Source organism: Cryptosporangium minutisporangium, assembly GCF_039536245.1.
Classification (GTDB): Bacteria; Actinomycetota; Actinomycetes; order Mycobacteriales; family Cryptosporangiaceae; genus Cryptosporangium; species Cryptosporangium minutisporangium.
This window is the reverse complement of record NZ_BAAAYN010000044.1, coordinates 125,766-143,583: the sequence shown is the minus strand read 5'-3', so window position 1 is coordinate 143,583 and position 17,818 is coordinate 125,766. Positions and strand designations below refer to the sequence as shown.

Genomic DNA, 17,818 nt, shown 5'->3' with positions numbered 1-17,818 from the left:
GGCATGCGTGTAGACATCTGGTCGGACATCGGTTGCCCGTGGTGTTACGTCGGCAAGCGCCGGTTCGAGAAGGCGCTCGCCGACTTCGAACACCGCGCCGACGTCGAGGTCGTGTACCACTCGTTCGAGCTCGACCCGACGCACCCGACCGACAAGACCGTGCCCGTCACCGACATGCTCATCGGCAAGTTCGGGATGTCGCGTGGCCAGGTCGAGGCCGCGGAGGCGAGGCTCGCCGCGACTGCGGCTGCCGAAGGCCTCGGGTACGACCACAACCGCCACGCGGGCAATACGTTCTACTTCCACCGGCTCGCGCACTGGGCCACCGACCAGGGCAAGCAGCAACAGCTCCTGGATCACGCCTACGCGGTGCACTTCGGCGAGGCGAAGTCCGTGCACACGGTCGACGCGCTGGTAGAACTGGCTGCCGACGCCGGTCTGGACGCCGACGAGGCGCGCGCGGTGCTCGCCGGCGACCGCTACGCCGATGAGGTGCGGGCGGACGAGCAGCAGGCGCGTGACCTGGGCATCACCGGCGTCCCCTTCTACGTGTTGGACGGACGGTACGGCGTGTCCGGCGCCCAACCGACCGAGGTGTTCGCGCAGGCACTCGCGAAGGCCTACGACAAGACCGGAGCGTCTACCTAGTCAGAATCGGGGCATTCCCTCTATACCGTTACCAAGAGTTATAGATAGGATGCTGTGAGTGTCTCCTTGCCCCGGCTCGCCGGTCCGGGTCAAGGTTCACCCGGCGGCTTAAGCGGTGCTGGGAGGACGCGTGGACGCGCAACTGTTGGCGACGTTGCATCGTGTCGCTGCGGCGGGCGGACCCGTGATCGTCGCCGCCGCGGCCACCGAGAACTGGCCCGCCGTCAAGGCGCGATTCGTGCAGGTGCTCGGCCACGGCCACCGGGGTCGTGAGGAGGTCCAGGCCGAGCTGCTCGAGGAGACCAACCAGGCGGTCTCCCACGCCCCGGCCGGCCTGCTGGACCAGATCACCCACGATCAGGAGAGCCGGGCCCAGCAACTGCTCCTGCAGGCGATGTTGGTGGACCCGTCGGTCTCTGCGGACCTCGAGGAACTCCTCGGCGAGCTGAGTCCGCCACCCGAGGAGGACGAAGAGCCGGAGCCGCCACCGCCCAGCACCCGGCCGCCGGTGTTGCGCCCACGCATCCTCGGCGCCCCGTGGGCCTGATCAGCCGCCGGGAGCCGCGACGTCGGCGCGCGGCGTGGGTTCCGGCGGCGCGGTGATCGACGGCGTCGGAGGCGTCGGCTGCACGCTCACGACGCCGACGGCCGGCCGCCCGGCGGAGTCGGACGCGGCGTCGTCCGGCCGGGCCGACCCCTCCCCAGGGGACGCCGGCGCGGACCGCGACGTCGCCGCGCCCGACTCGCCAGGTGTCGGTGTCGCCGATGGCGATTCCTCAACCGGATCCGAGTGGTCATCCGGGTCCGACGGTCCAGCCCACTGGTCCGGGAGCGCGACGTCGGTTTCCCGGGCGCCGCCCGTCGGTGACGGTGCGGACAAGGGCCGGTGGGACGGCAAGTACGACGAGGAGCGCGGGACCGTCCCGCGCGGCGGCGGCGGCGTGCGCCGACGTTCAGCCACGTACGGACGCCGGGCCTCACGCTCCGACCAACCGAACGCCGGCTCCCGGGACGGCGTCACCGAACCGGCTTGGCCAGCCGGCAATCCGTCCGCTCGGGGCGGCACGGCCTGCTGGGGTTTGATCTGCACCAGGTCGACCCCGGCGTTCGCGACGACGAGCAGCGCTGCCGTCGAACCGGTCGCGAGCGCACACAACGCGAACAATCCGCCCACCTGTGCTCGGCGGCGACGGGGACGACGAGCCGTGCGCAGCCGGTGCCGTGCGCCACCGGGATTCAGGCCCTGTCCTGCCTGCCGCATCACCGCTCCTCCTCCCCGTCGTCACCGAGCGACGGCGACCGGGGACGTACCGGCGCTGCCGTGCTGACGAGTTCCATGGTCCGCCGCGCTCCGGTCACCGGCGAGCCTGGTAGCCCCGGCGTTCGCCCAGGCTCGGTTGGCCGATCGGTGGACTGCGGCGTTCACCGGCCCGACCGGGCTTCGCGGAAGCGACCGGAGAGTTGCGCTTCGGGTTCTTCCAGGCGCCGACGGGCAGCGGTCTGACATGCTGGCGACGAGGGCCACCGTTGCCCTTGCTGTACCAAAACGCCCGGTGTCGCCCGCGCCACCCCTGTGAGCGGCACCGGTATGAGACTCGTTCGGGTTCGGCGCACCGCGGTTGGCCTTCACGGACAAAAGGCCTGACCACCGGCCGCGCGAGCCGTCCCCGAACAAGCCTCATCGACCACCATCGGTGCGGTGACCCCGCGCCGGAGGCACGAGCGAGGAGATCGGCATGTCCGAGTCCGTCCCCGACCACCCCCGTCCGCTCGGCGAGGCCCGTTCGCTCGGCGAGGCTGGGACCGCCGAACGAGGCTTCGTCCAGCTGCTCACCCCCGAGGGCGAGCGCGTCCACGACAGCGACTACGACGTCGAACTGACCGACGCCGAGTACCGCGGCTTCTTCCGCGATCTGGTTCTCGTCCGACGCATCGACGCGGAAGCCACCGCACTCCAACGCCAGGGCCAGCTCGGCCTGTGGGCGTCCCTGCTCGGACAGGAAGCAGCGCAGATCGGCTCCGGTCGTGCGCTCCGCGCACAGGACATGGCCTTCCCGACCTACCGCGAGCACGGCGTCGCTTGGTGCCGGGGCGTCGACCCGCTGCACGCACTCCGGATGTTCCGCGGCGTCGACTTGGGCGCCGCCGACCCGCACGCCCACAACTTCGCGATGTACGCGATCGTCATCGGCGCCCAGTGCCTGCACGCGACCGGCTACGCGATGGGTATCCAGAAGGACGGCCAGGTCGGCGGGGACGACGGCCAAGCCGTGATCGCCTACCTGGGCGACGGCGCCACCAGCCAGGGCGACGTCAACGAGGCGTTCGTCTGGGCCGCGGCGTTCACCGCGCCGGTCGTCTTCTTCTGCCAGAACAACCAGTACGCGATCTCCGCCCCGACCGACCGGCAGACCCGGGTGCCGCTCTACCAGCGCGCCGCCGGATTCGGCTTCCCCGGTATCCGGGTCGACGGCAACGACGTACTGGCCACCTACGCGGTGACCAGGCAGGCGCTGGACGACGCCCGGCACGGCCAGGGCCCCTCGTTCATCGAGGCGTTCACCTACCGGATGGGCGCGCACACGACGTCCGACGACCCGACCCGCTACCGGATCGCCGCCGAGCTGGAGGAGTGGCGGCTGCGCGACCCGATCGAGCGGCTCCGCTCGTTCCTGGTGCGCCAGCAGATCGCCGACCAGGGCTTCTTCGACGAGATCGACGCCGAGGCCGACGCGCTGGCAGCACAAGTCCGGGCGGGCTGCCTCGCACTGCCCGAGCCGACACCGGAGAGCCTGTTCGACAACGTCTACGCCGGTGAGCACGGAGCCCTGCAGGAGCAGCGCGAAACCTTCCTCGCCTATCAGTCGGAATTCCTAGCTTCTGACGCCGAAACCGAGCGGAGTACCGTCCCCGGCCGGGAAGGGAGCCGTCGATGACGTCCATGTCGTTGGCCAAGGCGTTGAACGCTGGCTTGCGGAACACGCTGGACACCGATTCCAAAACGCTGATCATGGGTGAGGACGTCGGCCGGCTCGGCGGCGTCTTCCGCGTCACCGACGGTCTGCAGAAGGACTTCGGAGAGCACCGGGTGATCGATACTCCGCTCGCCGAGTCCGGGATCATCGGCACCGCGATCGGCCTCGCGATGCGCGGCTATCGGCCGATCTGCGAGATCCAGTTCGACGGGTTCGTCTACCCCGCGTACGACCAGATCGTCAGCCAGCTCGCGAAGATCCACTACCGCTCACAGGGCCAGGTGAAGCTGCCGGTCGTCATCCGGATCCCCTACGGCGGCGGCATCGGCGCGGTCGAGCACCACAGCGAGTCGCCGGAGGCGTACTTCGTCCACACCGCCGGTCTGAAGGTCGTGACCTGCTCGAATCCGGCGGACGGCTACACGATGATCCAGCAGGCCGTCGCGTCCGACGACCCGGTGATCTTCTTCGAGCCGAAGCGGCGGTACTGGGAGAAGGGCGAGGTGCCCGACGACGTGCCAGCGGCCGACTGGTACCCGCTGCACGCCGCTCGGGTGGTCCGGCCGGGTACCGACGCGACGCTGGTCGGGTACGGGCCGATGGTGCGGACCTTGCTGGAGAGCGCCGAAGCCGCCACCGAGGACGGGCGTGACCTGGAGGTCATCGACCTGCGCACGCTTTCGCCGCTCGACCTGGAGGCGGTGTACGCGTCGGTGGAGCGCACCGGCCGGCTGATCGTCGTCCACGAGGCGCCCGGCACGCTGGGGATGGGGGCGGAGATCGCGGCTCGGGTCACCGAGCGGTGCTTCTACTCGCTGGAGGCGCCGGTGCTTCGGGTGACCGGCTACGACACGCCGTATCCCCCGTCCCGGCTGGAGGACGACTACCTCCCCGACCTGGATCGAGTGCTCGACGCGGTCGACCGGTCCTTCGGCTTCTGAGGAGCGTTACCCATGGCCGATATCCGCACGTTCGACTTGCCCGACCTCGGCGAGGGACTGACCGAGGGAGAGATCCTGCGCTGGCTGGTGGCGACCGGTGACACGGTGACGCTCAACCAGCCGATCGTCGAGGTGGAGACCGCGAAAGCGGCGGTCGAGATCCCGTCGCCGTACGCCGGCGTGGTGACCGCGCTCCATCACGAGGAGGGGTCCACCGTCGAGGTCGGTTCGCCTCTCATCGCGATCGACACCGCACCGGGCGCGGCTTCCCCGCCGCCGAACGTCCCGTCACGAGCGGCTTCGGACGCGACGGGAGCAGCGACTTCGGGGGCGGACACGTCCCCGGGAGTGACCGCCGTACCGGGGAGCACAGCGCCGGACGCGGGCACCGACGACGGCGGCACTCCCGACGGTGGCACCACCGACACGCCCGGCGGACGGACACCGGTGCTCGTCGGTTACGGGCCGCGCAGCGGTCCGGCTCGCCGCCGTGCCCGTCGTGCCCTCCCGGAGCCGGAGAACACCCCCGCCGTCGGCGGCGCGGGCCTCTCCGGTGACCGGGCCGAACCCGCGCCGGACGAGACGCTGTCGCTGCTCCCCACCATCCCCGACGCCCTGGCCGCCGGCGCGAAACCGGTCCGTCACGGCGGGCTGGAGATGGGCCGGGCGGCCGAGCGGGCGGCCACCGCGGCCGGAACGGTCTCCGCGCTGCCGACCAGATCCACCGCCCGGCCGCACCCGGCCACCACCGCCCGTCCACGGGCCAAACCGCCGGTCCGCAAGCTCGCGCGCGACCTCGGCGTGGACCTGGCCACGGTGCCGGCGACGGGCCCGGACGGCACGGTGAGCCGCGACGACGTGCGCCGCGCCGCGGCGTCCGCCACAGCCGTACCGACCGAGCCGACGCAGACGGCACCGACAGCATCCGACGTGCGGGAGCAGCGGGTACCGGTCCGCGGCGTACGGAAGCTGACCGCGGAAGCCATGGTGACCAGCGTCGCGACCGCGCCGCACGTCACCGAGTTCCTCACGGTCGACGTGACGCGGACGCTGCGGGCGGTCCGGCGGTTGCGGGAGAATCCCGCGTTCGCCGACGTCCGGGTGGGACCGCTGCTGCTGGTAGCGAAGGCCGTGGTGCAGGCCGTGCGGCGGCATCCGGAGCTCAACGCCTGCTGGGTGGATGGCCCGGACGGCGCCGAGATCGTGCTGAAGGACTACGTGAACCTGGGGATCGCCGCCGCCACCCCGCGCGGCTTGATGGTCCCGAACATCAAGGACGCCGGGCGGCTCACGATGCCCGAGTTGGCGTCCGCGCTCGACTCGCTGGTGGCCGTGGCGAAGGCCGGACGCACCCCACCGGCGGACCTGTCCGGCGGCACCCTCACGATCACGAACGTCGGTGTGTTCGGCGTGGACGCCGGGACGCCGATCCTCAATCCCGGCGAAGCGGCGATCCTCTGCGTCGGGCAGATCGCCGAGCGTCCCTGGGTGCACAAGGGGGTCGTGAAGCCGCGCGCGGTGTGTCAGCTCGCGCTCTCCTTCGACCACCGGATCGTCGACGGTGAGGGTGGATCGAAGTTCCTCGCCGACGTCGGGCGCTTCCTCGAGGACCCGGAGAGGACCGCGCTCGCCTGGGCCTGACGCGTCTGCTGTTTGCAACACCTCGGCCTCTCCGCACCGCGCGGAGGGGCCGCGGTGTTGGTGCGGCTCGGGTGCGCAGTCGTTGCACCCGCGAGTGCGAGCTCAGATCCGGCGGAGAGCGCCGATGTAGCGGTCAGGAAAGCAGAGCGGTGGCGCTCCGACCGTTAGCCCGCTGACACCCGCACCGTGGGGCGTCTCACCGTAATTTCCATGGAATAAATGCGCTACTAGGCGCATTATTGAAGGTGTACAAGCCAATACGACGACGGAAAGAAGGCGGTACCGTGTCCACGCTAGCCCAGCGGCTCCGTGAGCGGCGCACTGCGCACCGTCGTGCTCGGGCCCTCGACAGGGTTCTGGCACGGGTGCCCGCAGGCTCGATGCGCGACGAGATCCTCGAGATCGCGAGTCGGCAGAGCTCACTGAGCTGACCCGGCCTCGGCGGGCCTTGACCCCGCCGGCGCGATTCTCGATCGGTCGTGGCCACCTCCACGACCCCAAAGCCCGGTGCCCGTTGAGGCACCGGGCTTTCGGCATTTGCGGCGGGTAGCGGCGTCGGCTGCGGGTAAATCGGCGTCGGCGTGTGACAGGAGTTGCGGTGTTCGTACTCTGTCACCGGTTGACCCGATAGCGTCCCAGTCTCGGACCGTATCCGCACCGGTGGAGGAGTCGTCGCGATGACCGAGGGCAGTCGCCCACCAGAGCCGTCGTCCCCCTCGGAGCCGAATCCGAAGGCATCGCCGGCCGCACCGACCTCTGGGCCGTCGTCCGACGCGCCGACCTCGGGAGCGCCCGCCGCGCCGGGTGCCGGCTCGGCGCCGGAGGACCCCGAGGCGACGCAGGTCATCCCGCCTTCGGCGGCGCAGCCCACCGCGGCCCCTCCAGCCACGGAAGCCCCCGCGGCTGCGCCTCCGCCCGCCCAGTCTCCGGCCCCGCAGTCGCCGGCCCCGCAGTCGCCGGCCCCGCAGTCGCCGGGCGCCCAGTCTCCGGCCGGGGAGTCTCCGGCTGCGGACGCCGCGCGGCCGACGTCGGGCGCCGCCACGCCGCCCGAGCGTGCCGAGGCGCCGGCCGGGAGTACCGGAGCACCGGCTCCGGAGCGCTCAGCTACGCCCTCCGAGCCGACCGACGCGGAGGCGACCCAGGTGATCCCGCCACCGGGTTCCCCGGCTCCGCCCGCGCCGACTCCGGGCACGCACCAGCAGCCGACCAGCGGCGGCGCGGGCGCCGTGTACGGGGCACCGCCCCAGCCCGGTGCACCACAGGCCGGTGCACCACAGGCCGGCGCACCCGGCTGGGCTCCCATCTCGCCGCCGCCCGGTCCCCAACAACCCGGCCCGCAACAACCCGGTCCCCAGCAGCCCGGCCCTCAGGCCCCAGGTGCATACCCCGGCGCGCCGCCGCCCGGGCAAACCTACGGGCAGCAAACCGCCTGGACCCCGACCGGACAGCCGACGACCGGCGTGCCGAAGCCGCCCACCGGCCCAGCGGCACCGGCCGGCCCCAAGAAGCCCTGGTACAAGCGGGGGCCGATCCTCGGCGGCGTCATCGCCGCGGTCGTCGTCCTCGCGCTCTGCGTCGGCGGTGCGCTCTGGGCCGCCGGAGCAGTCGTCGGCAACGACTACTCGACCGGCAAATGCATCAAGCGTGAGACGTCCGGCGACAAGGACCGTGCGGTCCCGGTGGACTGCGACTCCGAGGGTGCCTACGAGATCGTCGCCCGGGTCGAGGACACGACGAAGGTCGAGGACGGCTCGTGCCCGCCCGACACCACCGACGCGTTCGTCAACTTCAAGGACGAGTACGTGCTCTGCCTCCGCAAGGAGGGCTGACGTAGGGGCTCCGAACCGGCAGGCAGACTGGGGGCGTGACTGCTACCGACTCCGCCCGCCGGTTCCGGGTCCGGGCCCCTGAGCTGCAGGGTCGCGGCTGGCTGAACACCGGCGGCCGCGACCTCTCGCTGGCCGACCTGCGCGGCCGGATCGTCCTGCTCGACTTCTGGACGTTCTGCTGCATCAACTGTCTGCACGTGATCGACGAGCTGCGTCCGGTCGAGGAGGAGTTCGGCGACCAGCTCGTCGTCGTGGGCGTTCACTCGCCGAAGTTCGAGCACGAGCGTGACCCGGGGGCTCTGGCCGCAGCGGTCGAGCGGTACGACGTCCCGCACCCGGTCCTCGACGATCCCGACCTGCTGACCTGGCAGCAGTACGCGGCCCGGGCCTGGCCGACGCTGGCCGTCGTGGACCCCGAGGGTTACCTGGTCGCCTCGATGTCCGGGGAAGGGCACGCCGAGGGGCTACGCCGGCTGATCCGGGACCTCGTCGAAGAGCACACGGCCAAGGGCACGCTGCGCACCGACGGCGTCCTGCCGACGCCGGCCGCGCGTGCGGACACCGAGCTGCGCTTCCCCGGCAAGATCGCGCTGTTGCCGGGCGGCTCGTTCCTGGTCAGCGACTCTGCCCACCACTCGGTCGTCGAGCTCGCCGCGGACGGCGAGACCGTGCTGCGGCGGATCGGCTCCGGCGCGCGAGGCTCGGTCGACGGTGACGCGGAGACCGCACGCTTCGCCGAGCCGCAGGGCGTCTGCGTGCTGCCCCCTGCGATCGCCGAGCAGGTCGGCTACGACGTCGTGGTCGCCGACACCGTCAACCACCAGCTGCGGGCCGTGTCGCTCGCCGACGGCACCGTGCGGACGGTCGCCGGCACCGGTGAGACCTGGCGAGGCGCTCCAGGCGACCCGGTCGACGTCCCGGCCGACCCGCTGGCGGCTCGCCTCTCGTCGCCGTGGGACGTGACCTGGTACGACCCGGCGGGCGCGGTCGTGGTCGCGATGGCCGGCACCCACCAGCTCTGGACGTTCGACCCGGTGGCCGGAGCGCTCGCGGTGTTCGCGGGCACCACTGTGGAGTCGCTGCGGGACGGTGCGCTCGACCAGGCGTGGTTCGCGCAGCCGTCCGGCCTCGCCGCCGACGGGGACAAGCTCTGGGTCGCCGACTCGGAGAGTTCGGCGCTGCGGTGGATCGAGGACGGCGAAGTTCACACCGCGGTCGGCAAAGGGCTGTTCGACTTCGGCGCGATGGACGGACCAGCAGCCGACGCGCTGTTCCAGCACCCGCTCGGCGTCGCGGTCCTACCGGACGGGTCGATCGCGGTCTGCGACACGTACAACAACGCGATTCGACGCTACGACCCGGTGACCGCCGAGGTCTCCACACTGACCACCGGAGTCGCCGAGCCGTCCGGCGCGGTCGTGGCCGACGGAACGCTCGTCGTGGTGGAGTCCGCTGCGCACCGGATCGTGCGGCCGGTACCGCCGGGTGCGATGCAGTCGGTGGCGCAGGTGTCGGGTAGCCGGCATCGGACCAAGCGCCCACCGGTCGAGCTGAGCCCGGGACCGGTGCGGGTCGAGGTGGTGTTCGAGCCACCGGCCGGGCAGAAGCTGGACGACCGGTACGGGCCCTCCACCCGGTTGGAGATCTCGGCCAATCCGCCTGGCGTCCTGCTGGACGGACTCGGCGTGAGCACCGACCTGGAGCGGCGGATCGTCCTCGCCGCCGCGCAGGAGGAGGCCGAGCCGTCCGCGGACGGTGACGGCGTTCTGCAAGTCATCGCCCACGCCGCCAGTTGCGACGTGGAGGGACCCAACCCGGCCTGCCACCTGAGTCGCCAGGACTGGGGTATCCCCATTCGTTTGGTCCCCGGCGCACCGAGCGAGCTGGTCCTCATGCTCCGGGGAGTCACCCCTTAGAAACGCCGAACCCCGGCCGCCGGAGCGGTCGGGGTTCGGTGCGGAGGTGCGTTCAGAGCGGAGGCGGCGGCTGCGTCGGGTCGTCCGTGTAGATCCGCTCTCGCGTCGTCTGAGTGGCGCGCTTCCGCGGCCCCCAGTAGAAGACGCTGATCAGGATCCCGATGATGCCGATGAACATCAGGATCCAGCCGACCGCCTGAAGGTTGATGCCCTGCAGGTCGACCGTGACGGCAAAGGCAAATATTGCGCCGAGGGCGATGAGGAAGAGCCCCGCGCCGATACCCATGTCGACCTCCCGGTCGTGTTCGCCAGGTGCTGGAGGCACCTCGACGGTGATTCGGCCTCCCGGGTGGGGGATGCCGCACCAGCTGTTCGCGTGGCTTCGCCGATTGCGTCGCCACGGGGCCACGTACCCGGCAGAAGCCTGCCTGACACGCGAATCCACACGGCCCGTGTGAACGCTGCCGACGCTACTCCACCCAGGGTACGACGGGATGCCGAAACCATGACGACCCGGCGCGTGTCAACTACCCACCACCCGCCACGATGGCGTCTTCCCCTCCCACCGAGCCCCGCGGGTAGCCCCCGCGGCTGTCGGCTCCGGCTCGGACCGGGAAACGTCAGATGGCCTTCACGGGTACCCGTGAAGGCCATCTGACGTCGAGCCGCGGGCCGGCACGCCCCTCCGTCCCGTGGCAGCACGCCCGGCACGTCGAGCCAGCACGCTCGACGGACCTCGACGAACTTCGACGAATTACGCCCGCGGCTCAGCGCTGCGGGCACCCGCTCAGAACGCGCTCTCGGGCAGCTCCATCGCGTCCAGCGTGGTGGCTTCGAGCACCGCACGCCGGGCGGACAGCTCCGGCAGCACGGTCGCCGCGAAGAACCGCGCCGACGCGATCTTGCCGGTGTAGAAGTCCTCGTCACCCGGGCGGGAGACACCGTTGTCGAGCGACTGAATGGCGATGTCCGCCTGACGGAGCAGCAGCCACCCGACCACCAGGTCAGTGGTGGACAGCAGCAGCCGCGTCGTGTTCAGACCGACCTTGTAGATGTTGGCCGGGTCCTCCTGCATGCCCATCAACTGCGTGACGCTCCAGCCGACCATCGCCTGGACGTCGTCGAGCGCGGTCTTGAGCAGTGCCCGCTCGTTCTTCAGCCGACCGTTGCCGCTCTCCGACTCGATGAACGCCGCGATCTCGCCCGCCAGCGCGGCCAGCGCCTTACCCGAGTCCTTGACGATCTTCCGGAAGAAGAAGTCCTGGCCCTGGATGGCGGTGGTGCCCTCGTAGAGGGTGTCGATCTTGGAGTCCCGGATGTACTGCTCGATCGGGTAGTCCTGGAGGAAGCCCGAACCGCCGAACGTCTGCAAGGACTCGGCGCCGAGCAGCTCGTACGAGCGCTCCGAGCCACCGCCCTTCACCAGCGGCAGCAGCAGGTCGTTCAGGCGCTCGGCCGTCTCCGCGGCCTCGAGGTCGCCGGCGGCCTGACCCTCGATGACCTGGTCCTGGACCGACGCGGTGTAGTGCACCAGCGCACGCAGACCCTCGGCGTAAGACTTCTGCCGCAGCAGGCTCCGCCGGACATCGGGGTGGTGGATGATCGTCACCCGCGGCGCGGTCTTGTCGGCCTGCTTGGTGAGGTCGGCGCCCTGGATCCGCTCCTTCGCGTACTCCAGCGCGTTCAGGTAACCGGTGGAAAGCGTCGCGATCGCCTTGGTGCCGACCATCATGCGGGCACCCTCGATGATCATGAACATCTGGCGGATGCCGTCGTGCACGTCACCGACCAGGTAGCCCACCGCGGGGTGCTTGTCGCCGAACGTCACCTCGCAGGTCGCGGAGACCTTGAGGCCCATCTTCTTCTCGACGTTGGTGACGTAGACCCCGTTGCGCTCGCCGAGGTTGCCCTCCTCGTCGAAGTGGAACTTGGGCACCATGAAGAGGCTCAGGCCCTTGGTGCCAGGTCCGCCGACGCCCTCGACGCCGACCGGCCGCGCCAGGACGTAGTGGATGATGTTGTCGCTCAGGTCGTGCTCACCCGAGGTGATGAACCGCTTGACGCCCTCGAGGTGCCAGGTGCCGTCGGCCTGCGGGATCGCCCGGGTGCGTCCGGCGCCCACGTCCGAGCCGGCGTCCGGCTCGGTGAGCACCATCGTGGAGCCCCACTGCTTGTCGATGAAGAGCTGCGCCCACTTCTTCTGCTGCTCGGTGCCGAGCCGGTAGAAGATTCCGGCGAACGAGAAGCCGCTCGAGTACATGTGGACAGCCGGGTTCGAGCCCAGGATCAGCTCGGCGATCGCCCAGACCAGCTGCCGCGGCGCGCGGGTGCCGCCGAGCTCGACGAGGGTGTCGAGCTCCCAGGCACCGGAGTCGACGAACGCCCGGTACGACTTCTTGAACGACTCGGGCAGCTTCACCGAGCTCGTGGCCGGATCGAACACCGGCGGGTTGCGGTCGGCGTCCGCGAAGGACTCGGCGAGCGGCCCCTCGGCGACCTCCACCATCTGCGCCAGGAACGCGCGCGCGGTGTCCTCGTCGATCGCCTCGAACGGGCCGTTGCCCAGGCGTTCGCGGGCTCCGAACACCTCGAAGAGGTTGAACTCCAGGTCGCGCTGATTGGCCTTGTAGTGGCTCATCGCGGCTTGTCCTCCCGTGCCGACTGGCCCGCCGCCCTGACGAGCCCTGTACCGATCGGTAGTACTGGCCGGTAACATATGCCATGTTACTGGCCGGTAGTCGTCAGCTGGGTGACAGTGGTCGGGCTCACATCGTGCGTGAACCGCGCGTTTCAGCGCCCAGATGACAATTCAGGCCGACCGTTGATCTCGAAGCCCGAGAGTGATTACTTCCGGTGGCTCACAGAGCCATCGGAGAATGGCGCCTATTGGCGCCCTCGCGGTGAGGGGTGACGGTCGCTGTGCCCTTCGGCGTCCGCGCGCCCCAACTAAGCGGACGCCGCCCGCCGCGCCGCCGCACGACGGCGCCTTGCGCTCGCCATCCGCCAATAGCACCGAGCCGACACCCGCCCGGCTCCCGTTCCTGCCCGCCCGCCCGAGCCCGCCGCCCGAAACACGCCGCCCGAGCCGCAGCCCGCCCGCCGCCCGAGCCCGCAGCCCGAGCCCGAGCCCGAGCCCGCAGCCCGAGCCCGAGCCCGAGCCCGAGCCCGCAGCCCGAGCCCGCCGCCCGAGCCCGCCGCCCGAGCCCGCGCCGACCACCCGCTCAGCCCCGACGGGCCTTCGGGGAACCGCGCCTCGGCCGTCCCACCCGCGACGGATTTTCGGGAAACTGCCCCTCGGCGGCGGCCATTCTCATGCGGCCCTGGCAAACGGGGGACGGCCCGAGCTGCTCGTCGTCGGCTGGCGCCCCTGATGGTTGGCGCGCTTTCCGGGTGGCCCCGCTGATGGTTGGCGCCCTTCCCGGGTGGCCCCGCTGATGGCTGGCGCCCTTCCCGGGTGGCCCCGCTGATGGCTGGCGCCCTTCCCGGGTGGCCCCGCTGATGGCTGGCGCCCTTCCCGGGTGGCCCCGCTGATGGCTGGCGCCCTTCCCGGGTGGCCCCGCTGATGGCTGGCGCCCTTCCCGGGTGGCCCCGCTGATGGCTGGCGCCCTTCCCGGGTGGCCCCGCTGATGGCTGGCGCCCTTCCCGGGTGGCCCCGCTGATGGCTGGCGCCCTTCCCGGGTGGCCCCGCTGATGGCTGGCGCCCTTCCCGGGTGGCCCCGCTGATGGCTGGCGCCCTTCCCGGGTGGCCCCGCTGATGGCTGGCGCCCTTCCCGGGTGGCCCCGCTGATGGCTGGCGCCCTTCCCGGGTGGCCCCGCTGATGGCTGGCGCCCTTCCCGGGTGGCCCCGCTGATGGCTGGCGCCCTTCCCGGGTGGCCCCGCTGATGGTTGGCGCGCTTTCCGGGGGAGCACGACGTGGTTGTCGTGCATTCCGGACCATGGCACGCGAAGCGCGACAACCACCTCGGCGGGCACCCGGAAACGGCGACAACCACCCCACCAACAGCGTCAGCCGAGGCAGTCCTTCAGGCGAACACCACCTCCGGCCCAGCGGCGTCCCCGCTCGCTGCCCGACGGCCACACCGCTCCGCAGTTGCCACGACCGTAGGAATCCGCGGGCCCCACCCCGAGACGGATTTTCGGGAAGACCACCGCGAACCCGCGAACCCGCGAACCCACGAACCCGCGAACCCGCGGGCGACGGGGCGACGGGCGACGACGGCGCGGGGTCAGTCGCCTGAGATGGGGTCCCACTCCCAGGTGGGGCGGGCGGCGCTGGGGGCGTCCGGCTTGCGCTCGGCGCCGGTGTACTCGAGCAGGATCAGCGCGATGTCGTCGTCGAGCACTCCGTGCACCCAGCCCCGCAACGCGTTGACCAGCGACGTCAGTCCGTCCTCGACGGTGCCGTGCCCGACGATCCGCCAGGCCCGCTCCCGGATCGGGAAGAACTCGCCGTTCTGCCGCGCCTCCGCCAGACCGTCGGTGAACAGCAGCAGCCGGTCACCGGGCTCCAGTCGCTCGACCCGCGGCCGCACGACCGGCAGGAAGCCCAGCGGCGGCGCCGGCGACGGGGGCTCCAGCGGGATGACCGTCCCTCCGCGCAGCAGCAGCGGCGCCGGGTGTCCGCAGTTGAGGACGGTCAACGTCCCGCCCCGCTCCTCCACCAGGCAGGCGGTCACGAAGTCCTCGTAACCGACCGACCGGGCCACCGCCCGGTCCAGGTCGGCGACGATGGCCCGGAGGTCCACCCGCTCGTGCGCGACGTGCCGGTACGACCCGAGCACGCTGCTGGCCAGGCGAACCGCCTCTAGCCCTTTGCCGCGGACGTCGCCGATCAGGACTCGGGTGCCGTAGGGGGTGTTCAGCGCCTCGTAGAGGTCACCGCCGATGTCGGCTTCCGCGTTGGCCGACACGTACCGGACGGCCACCGACATGTTGCCTATCCGCGGCCCGATCGGGCGCAGCACGGCCTGCTGGGCCACGGCGGCGAGCTTGCTGAGCGTCGCGACCCGCTTGGACGTCCGGTCGCCGAGCATGCTCAGCCACGCCGCGAGCGCGGTGAACACCAGGATCGCGGCGAGTCGCAGGACCTGCTGTGGATCGAGCGCGGCGTTGTCGAGCATGCCGAGTGCGGCGCCGAGCGCGAAGCAGAGCGTCCCCACCGCGAACGTGGCCCGGTACGACGCCAGCGCGGCCGCCAGGAACGGGGGCGCCACCAGCAGGCCGACGAACTGCAAACCCGGCATCGCGACGTCGAACGCCGCGATCGCGAGCGCCAACAGACACGCCCCGACGATGCCGGTGCGTGGAGACACCACCGGATCCCCGAGGTGCGGATTCGTTGGCATCGACGGGTCCACCCCTGACAACACAGCGTGACGCGTCTGCGCACGGACCTTCCATAGGATGCCCGTTCGGTAACGCGTCGGCCCGCCGCCACGGCGAGAACGGGCCATGTGCCCAGTGGTCTCGCCCGTTCGTCCGAGGGAGGACCGTCCCTTTGGTGGTACTTCGCTCAGAGATTCCGAAGCGCGTTCCGACGATTGCGACTGCGGATTCACAGAGTCCTGTTCTCGCTGTTCGGCAACGTATTCACCGACCCCGACGGGCTGCCGGCCAACGAGTGTCCACGGATTCCGCGCCATGGGTTCCGAGCGGCACCGTCAAGGACGACGACGATGGTCGAGTTCGGCCTCGCGCACCAGGCCACGTACGGCCAGCCGGTCACGCACAGACGCGGGCGCACCGTCGACGATCACCGCCGCACCGAGATAACGCGCACCCGCGGCCACCACGATCTCGGCCAGCGCGGCGAGCTGGGCACCGGTCTCCACCCAGTCGTCGACGACGAGCACCGCGTCGTCCGGGCCGAGGTGGCGGGAGCGGACGCCGAGGACGACCGGGCGTCCGTCGTGGCCAGGGCCGCTGCTGCGGGTGATCAGGTCGTCGGCGAGTTCGGCGCCACTCAGGTCGCGGTACGCCTCGACGAAGCCGACACCTGCCGCCCTGGCTACCAGGGGACCGAGCAGGAAGCCGCTGGTGGCCGGCGCGACGACCACGGTGGGGGGCGCGGGCGACAACTCGGCCAACGCGGGTCCGATCCGATCGAGGATCACCGCGTCTCGCCACCATCCGGACCGGTCGGTGAGGAGGTGGTCGCACCACTCACCGGGGTCGATCCAGCGGAACGTGGTGAGCAGACGCTCCCGCAGGTCGGGGTCGGCAGGCGTGGCAGGGCTCTCCGACCGCCCGACGGAGAGCGGAACACTCAGCACCCCCCCACCGTATCGTGGGCGGCCCGCCCAGGGGCGAGCCTGACGGCTGTGGGCAGCCCGCCCAGGGGCGAGCCTGACGGCTGTGGGCAGCCCGCCCAGGGGCGAGCCTGACGGCTGTGGGCGGCCCCGCCCAGGGGCGAGGCTGACAGGCGAGCGCGAGGACTTGAGACACCGAGGCCAAGGTCGCGGCGTNTGGGCAGCCCGCCCAGGGGCGAGCCTGACGGCTGTGGGCGGCCCCGCCCAGGGGCGAGGCTGACAGGCGAGCGCGAGGACTTGAGACACCGAGGCCAAGGTCGCGGCGTCCTCGCGCTCGACTGCCAGCCTCGTCCTGGGCGGGCTCCACGTCAGAACTCGGACGGGCTAGCTCAGAGCGGAGTCGGCTTTCGCCGCCGAATTGTCAGCCGGATACGGCACCCTCTACGGGCATGGGAGCTGCGATCGACGTCGACCGGGAGCAGGTGCTGGCGTACCGGGTGGGTGCGCACCAGTTCGACCGAACCGTGAGGCTTGCGTCCCAGCTGGCGGTGCTCGATCTCGGCGTGGCCGATACGCCACCGGGGTCGGCCCGACAGGCGCTGGCCGCCCGGCTCCCGGAACCGCCGGGCCCCGACGACGGGCTGGTCACCGTGTGGGGTGCCCGCGGCGCGCCGTTCCTCCACCGCGCCGACGAACTGGCCGGGCTTGCGGCGGCGCTGCTGCCCCGCGACGAGGCCGACGCGAAGGCGCGGCTCGGCGCCTCTTCCGCCCGCATCCCCGGCGGCCAGCTGGAGGCGGTACTCGCCACGGCGTCCGCGCTGCACGACATCGTTACCGCCCCGCAGAGCAAGGGTGAGGCGAGCACCGCGCTGACTGCTCGCTTGCCGCACCTGGCCACCTACTGCCGCGGCTGCCAGGTCGACCACGTGAGCGAGCAGCTCGTCCGGATCGCGGGCCTACTCGGCGGCGTCCGCATCGAGCCGGGTTCGACGCCGCTGGTCCTGGCTCCCATCGACGGCTGGGCGCAGCCGAGCGCAGCAGCCGGCCTCGCGCAGCCGACCCGCGCCTACCTCCGGCTGCACGGTCCCGCCACGACGTCGGAGGTGGCCGCCTACTTCGCCGCCGACAAGGGGGCGATCGCCGATACATGGCCCGACGACTTGGTCGAGGTACGAGTGGCCGGTCGTGGTGGCTACTGGATCCCGGCCGAGCAGGAGTCCGCGCTGCGCTCGCCGGCACCGCCGGAGTTCGTCCGGCTGCTCCCCCCGAGCGATCCGTACCTGCAGACCCGCAACCGCAACCTGCTGGTGCCGGAGCGGGCCGAGCAGAAGGCGCTCTGGCGTCCGCTCGGAAACCCCGGCGCGATCCTGGCCGAGGGCGAGATCGTCGGCGCCTGGCGCGCGAAGGTGTCCGGGCCGAGCCACTCGAGAAGGGGCCTGACGGTCACGGTCGAGGCGTTCGGCCCGCTGCCCCCGCCGGTACTGGCTTCGATCGAGGACGAGGCACGGGTCGTCGCCGCCGTTCGCGGCGCGTCCGACGTCAGGATCGCCTGAGCTCAGGTCGCGCGGCGGACAACGGACGCCGGACCGGGGCACGACCGGCCCCGGCCCGGTGAGAGG

At 71.5% G+C, this 17,818-nt stretch carries 13 protein-coding genes; 8 read left to right on the top strand and 5 right to left on the bottom strand.

The annotated features are described in order from the left end of the window. Positions 1–3: 3 nt before the first annotated feature. On the top strand, positions 4–648 hold the full coding sequence (locus tag ABEB28_RS30955) for a DsbA family oxidoreductase (RefSeq protein WP_345731780.1): 645 nt from the start codon (positions 4–6) through the stop codon (positions 646–648). A gap of 130 nt (positions 649–778) precedes the next feature. Further along, complete coding sequence (locus ABEB28_RS30950) at positions 779–1,195, top strand: hypothetical protein (RefSeq protein ID WP_345731779.1); 417 nt, start codon at positions 779–781, stop codon at positions 1,193–1,195. Here the strand turns inward: ABEB28_RS30950 and ABEB28_RS30945 are convergent, their stop codons facing one another. Then, positions 1,196–1,909, bottom strand: a complete 714-nt coding sequence (locus tag ABEB28_RS30945) for a hypothetical protein (RefSeq protein ID WP_345731778.1) — start codon at positions 1,907–1,909, stop codon at positions 1,196–1,198. A gap of 475 nt (positions 1,910–2,384) precedes the next feature. Between ABEB28_RS30945 and pdhA the strand changes: the two genes are divergently transcribed. From pdhA to ABEB28_RS30920, 5 genes are all read left to right on the top strand, one after another. After that, positions 2,385–3,584 carry a pyruvate dehydrogenase (acetyl-transferring) E1 component subunit alpha gene (gene pdhA / locus ABEB28_RS30940; RefSeq protein ID WP_345731777.1) on the top strand — a complete coding sequence of 400 codons (1,200 nt, stop codon included), beginning with the start codon at positions 2,385–2,387 and terminating at the stop codon, positions 3,582–3,584. Continuing rightward, positions 3,581–4,564 (top strand): alpha-ketoacid dehydrogenase subunit beta, encoded by a 984-nt coding sequence (locus ABEB28_RS30935; RefSeq protein ID WP_345731776.1) that lies wholly within the window; start codon positions 3,581–3,583, stop codon positions 4,562–4,564. The genes pdhA and ABEB28_RS30935 overlap by 4 nt, the downstream gene beginning before the upstream one ends. A 12-nt stretch (positions 4,565–4,576) precedes the next feature. Continuing rightward, positions 4,577–6,205, top strand: a complete 1,629-nt coding sequence (locus ABEB28_RS30930; protein WP_345731775.1) for a dihydrolipoamide acetyltransferase family protein — start codon at positions 4,577–4,579, stop codon at positions 6,203–6,205. A gap of 1,460 nt (positions 6,206–7,665) precedes the next feature. Next, positions 7,666–8,034 carry an LppU/SCO3897 family protein gene (locus ABEB28_RS30925; protein WP_345731774.1) on the top strand — a complete coding sequence of 123 codons (369 nt, stop codon included), beginning with the start codon at positions 7,666–7,668 and terminating at the stop codon, positions 8,032–8,034. A gap of 35 nt (positions 8,035–8,069) precedes the next feature. Then, positions 8,070–9,950 carry an NHL domain-containing thioredoxin family protein gene (locus ABEB28_RS30920; protein ID WP_345731773.1) on the top strand — a complete coding sequence of 627 codons (1,881 nt, stop codon included), beginning with the start codon at positions 8,070–8,072 and terminating at the stop codon, positions 9,948–9,950. A 52-nt stretch (positions 9,951–10,002) separates the two neighbouring features. On the opposite strand, the gene ABEB28_RS30915 is transcribed toward ABEB28_RS30920, so the two are convergent. From ABEB28_RS30915 to ABEB28_RS30900, 4 genes are all read right to left on the bottom strand, one after another. After that, complete coding sequence (locus ABEB28_RS30915) at positions 10,003–10,236, bottom strand: DUF6458 family protein (RefSeq protein ID WP_345731772.1); 234 nt, start codon at positions 10,234–10,236, stop codon at positions 10,003–10,005. Positions 10,237–10,737: 501 nt separating this feature from the next. After that, the gene (locus ABEB28_RS30910; RefSeq protein ID WP_345731771.1) at positions 10,738–12,588 is read right to left on the bottom strand and encodes an acyl-CoA dehydrogenase; all 1,851 of its coding nucleotides are present in this window, start codon (positions 12,586–12,588) and stop codon (positions 10,738–10,740) included. A 1,589-nt stretch (positions 12,589–14,177) separates the two neighbouring features. Further along, positions 14,178–15,296 carry a PP2C family protein-serine/threonine phosphatase gene (locus ABEB28_RS30905; protein ID WP_376980781.1) on the bottom strand — a complete coding sequence of 373 codons (1,119 nt, stop codon included), beginning with the start codon at positions 15,294–15,296 and terminating at the stop codon, positions 14,178–14,180. A gap of 315 nt (positions 15,297–15,611) precedes the next feature. Then, positions 15,612–16,223 carry a phosphoribosyltransferase family protein gene (locus ABEB28_RS30900; protein ID WP_345731770.1) on the bottom strand — a complete coding sequence of 204 codons (612 nt, stop codon included), beginning with the start codon at positions 16,221–16,223 and terminating at the stop codon, positions 15,612–15,614. A 425-nt stretch (positions 16,224–16,648) separates the two neighbouring features. Here ABEB28_RS30900 and ABEB28_RS30895 point away from each other — a divergent pair, with 425 nt between their 5' ends. After that, on the top strand, positions 16,649–17,752 hold the full coding sequence (locus ABEB28_RS30895; RefSeq protein ID WP_345731769.1) for a DNA glycosylase AlkZ-like family protein: 1,104 nt from the start codon (positions 16,649–16,651) through the stop codon (positions 17,750–17,752). Positions 17,753–17,818 lie beyond the last annotated feature (66 nt).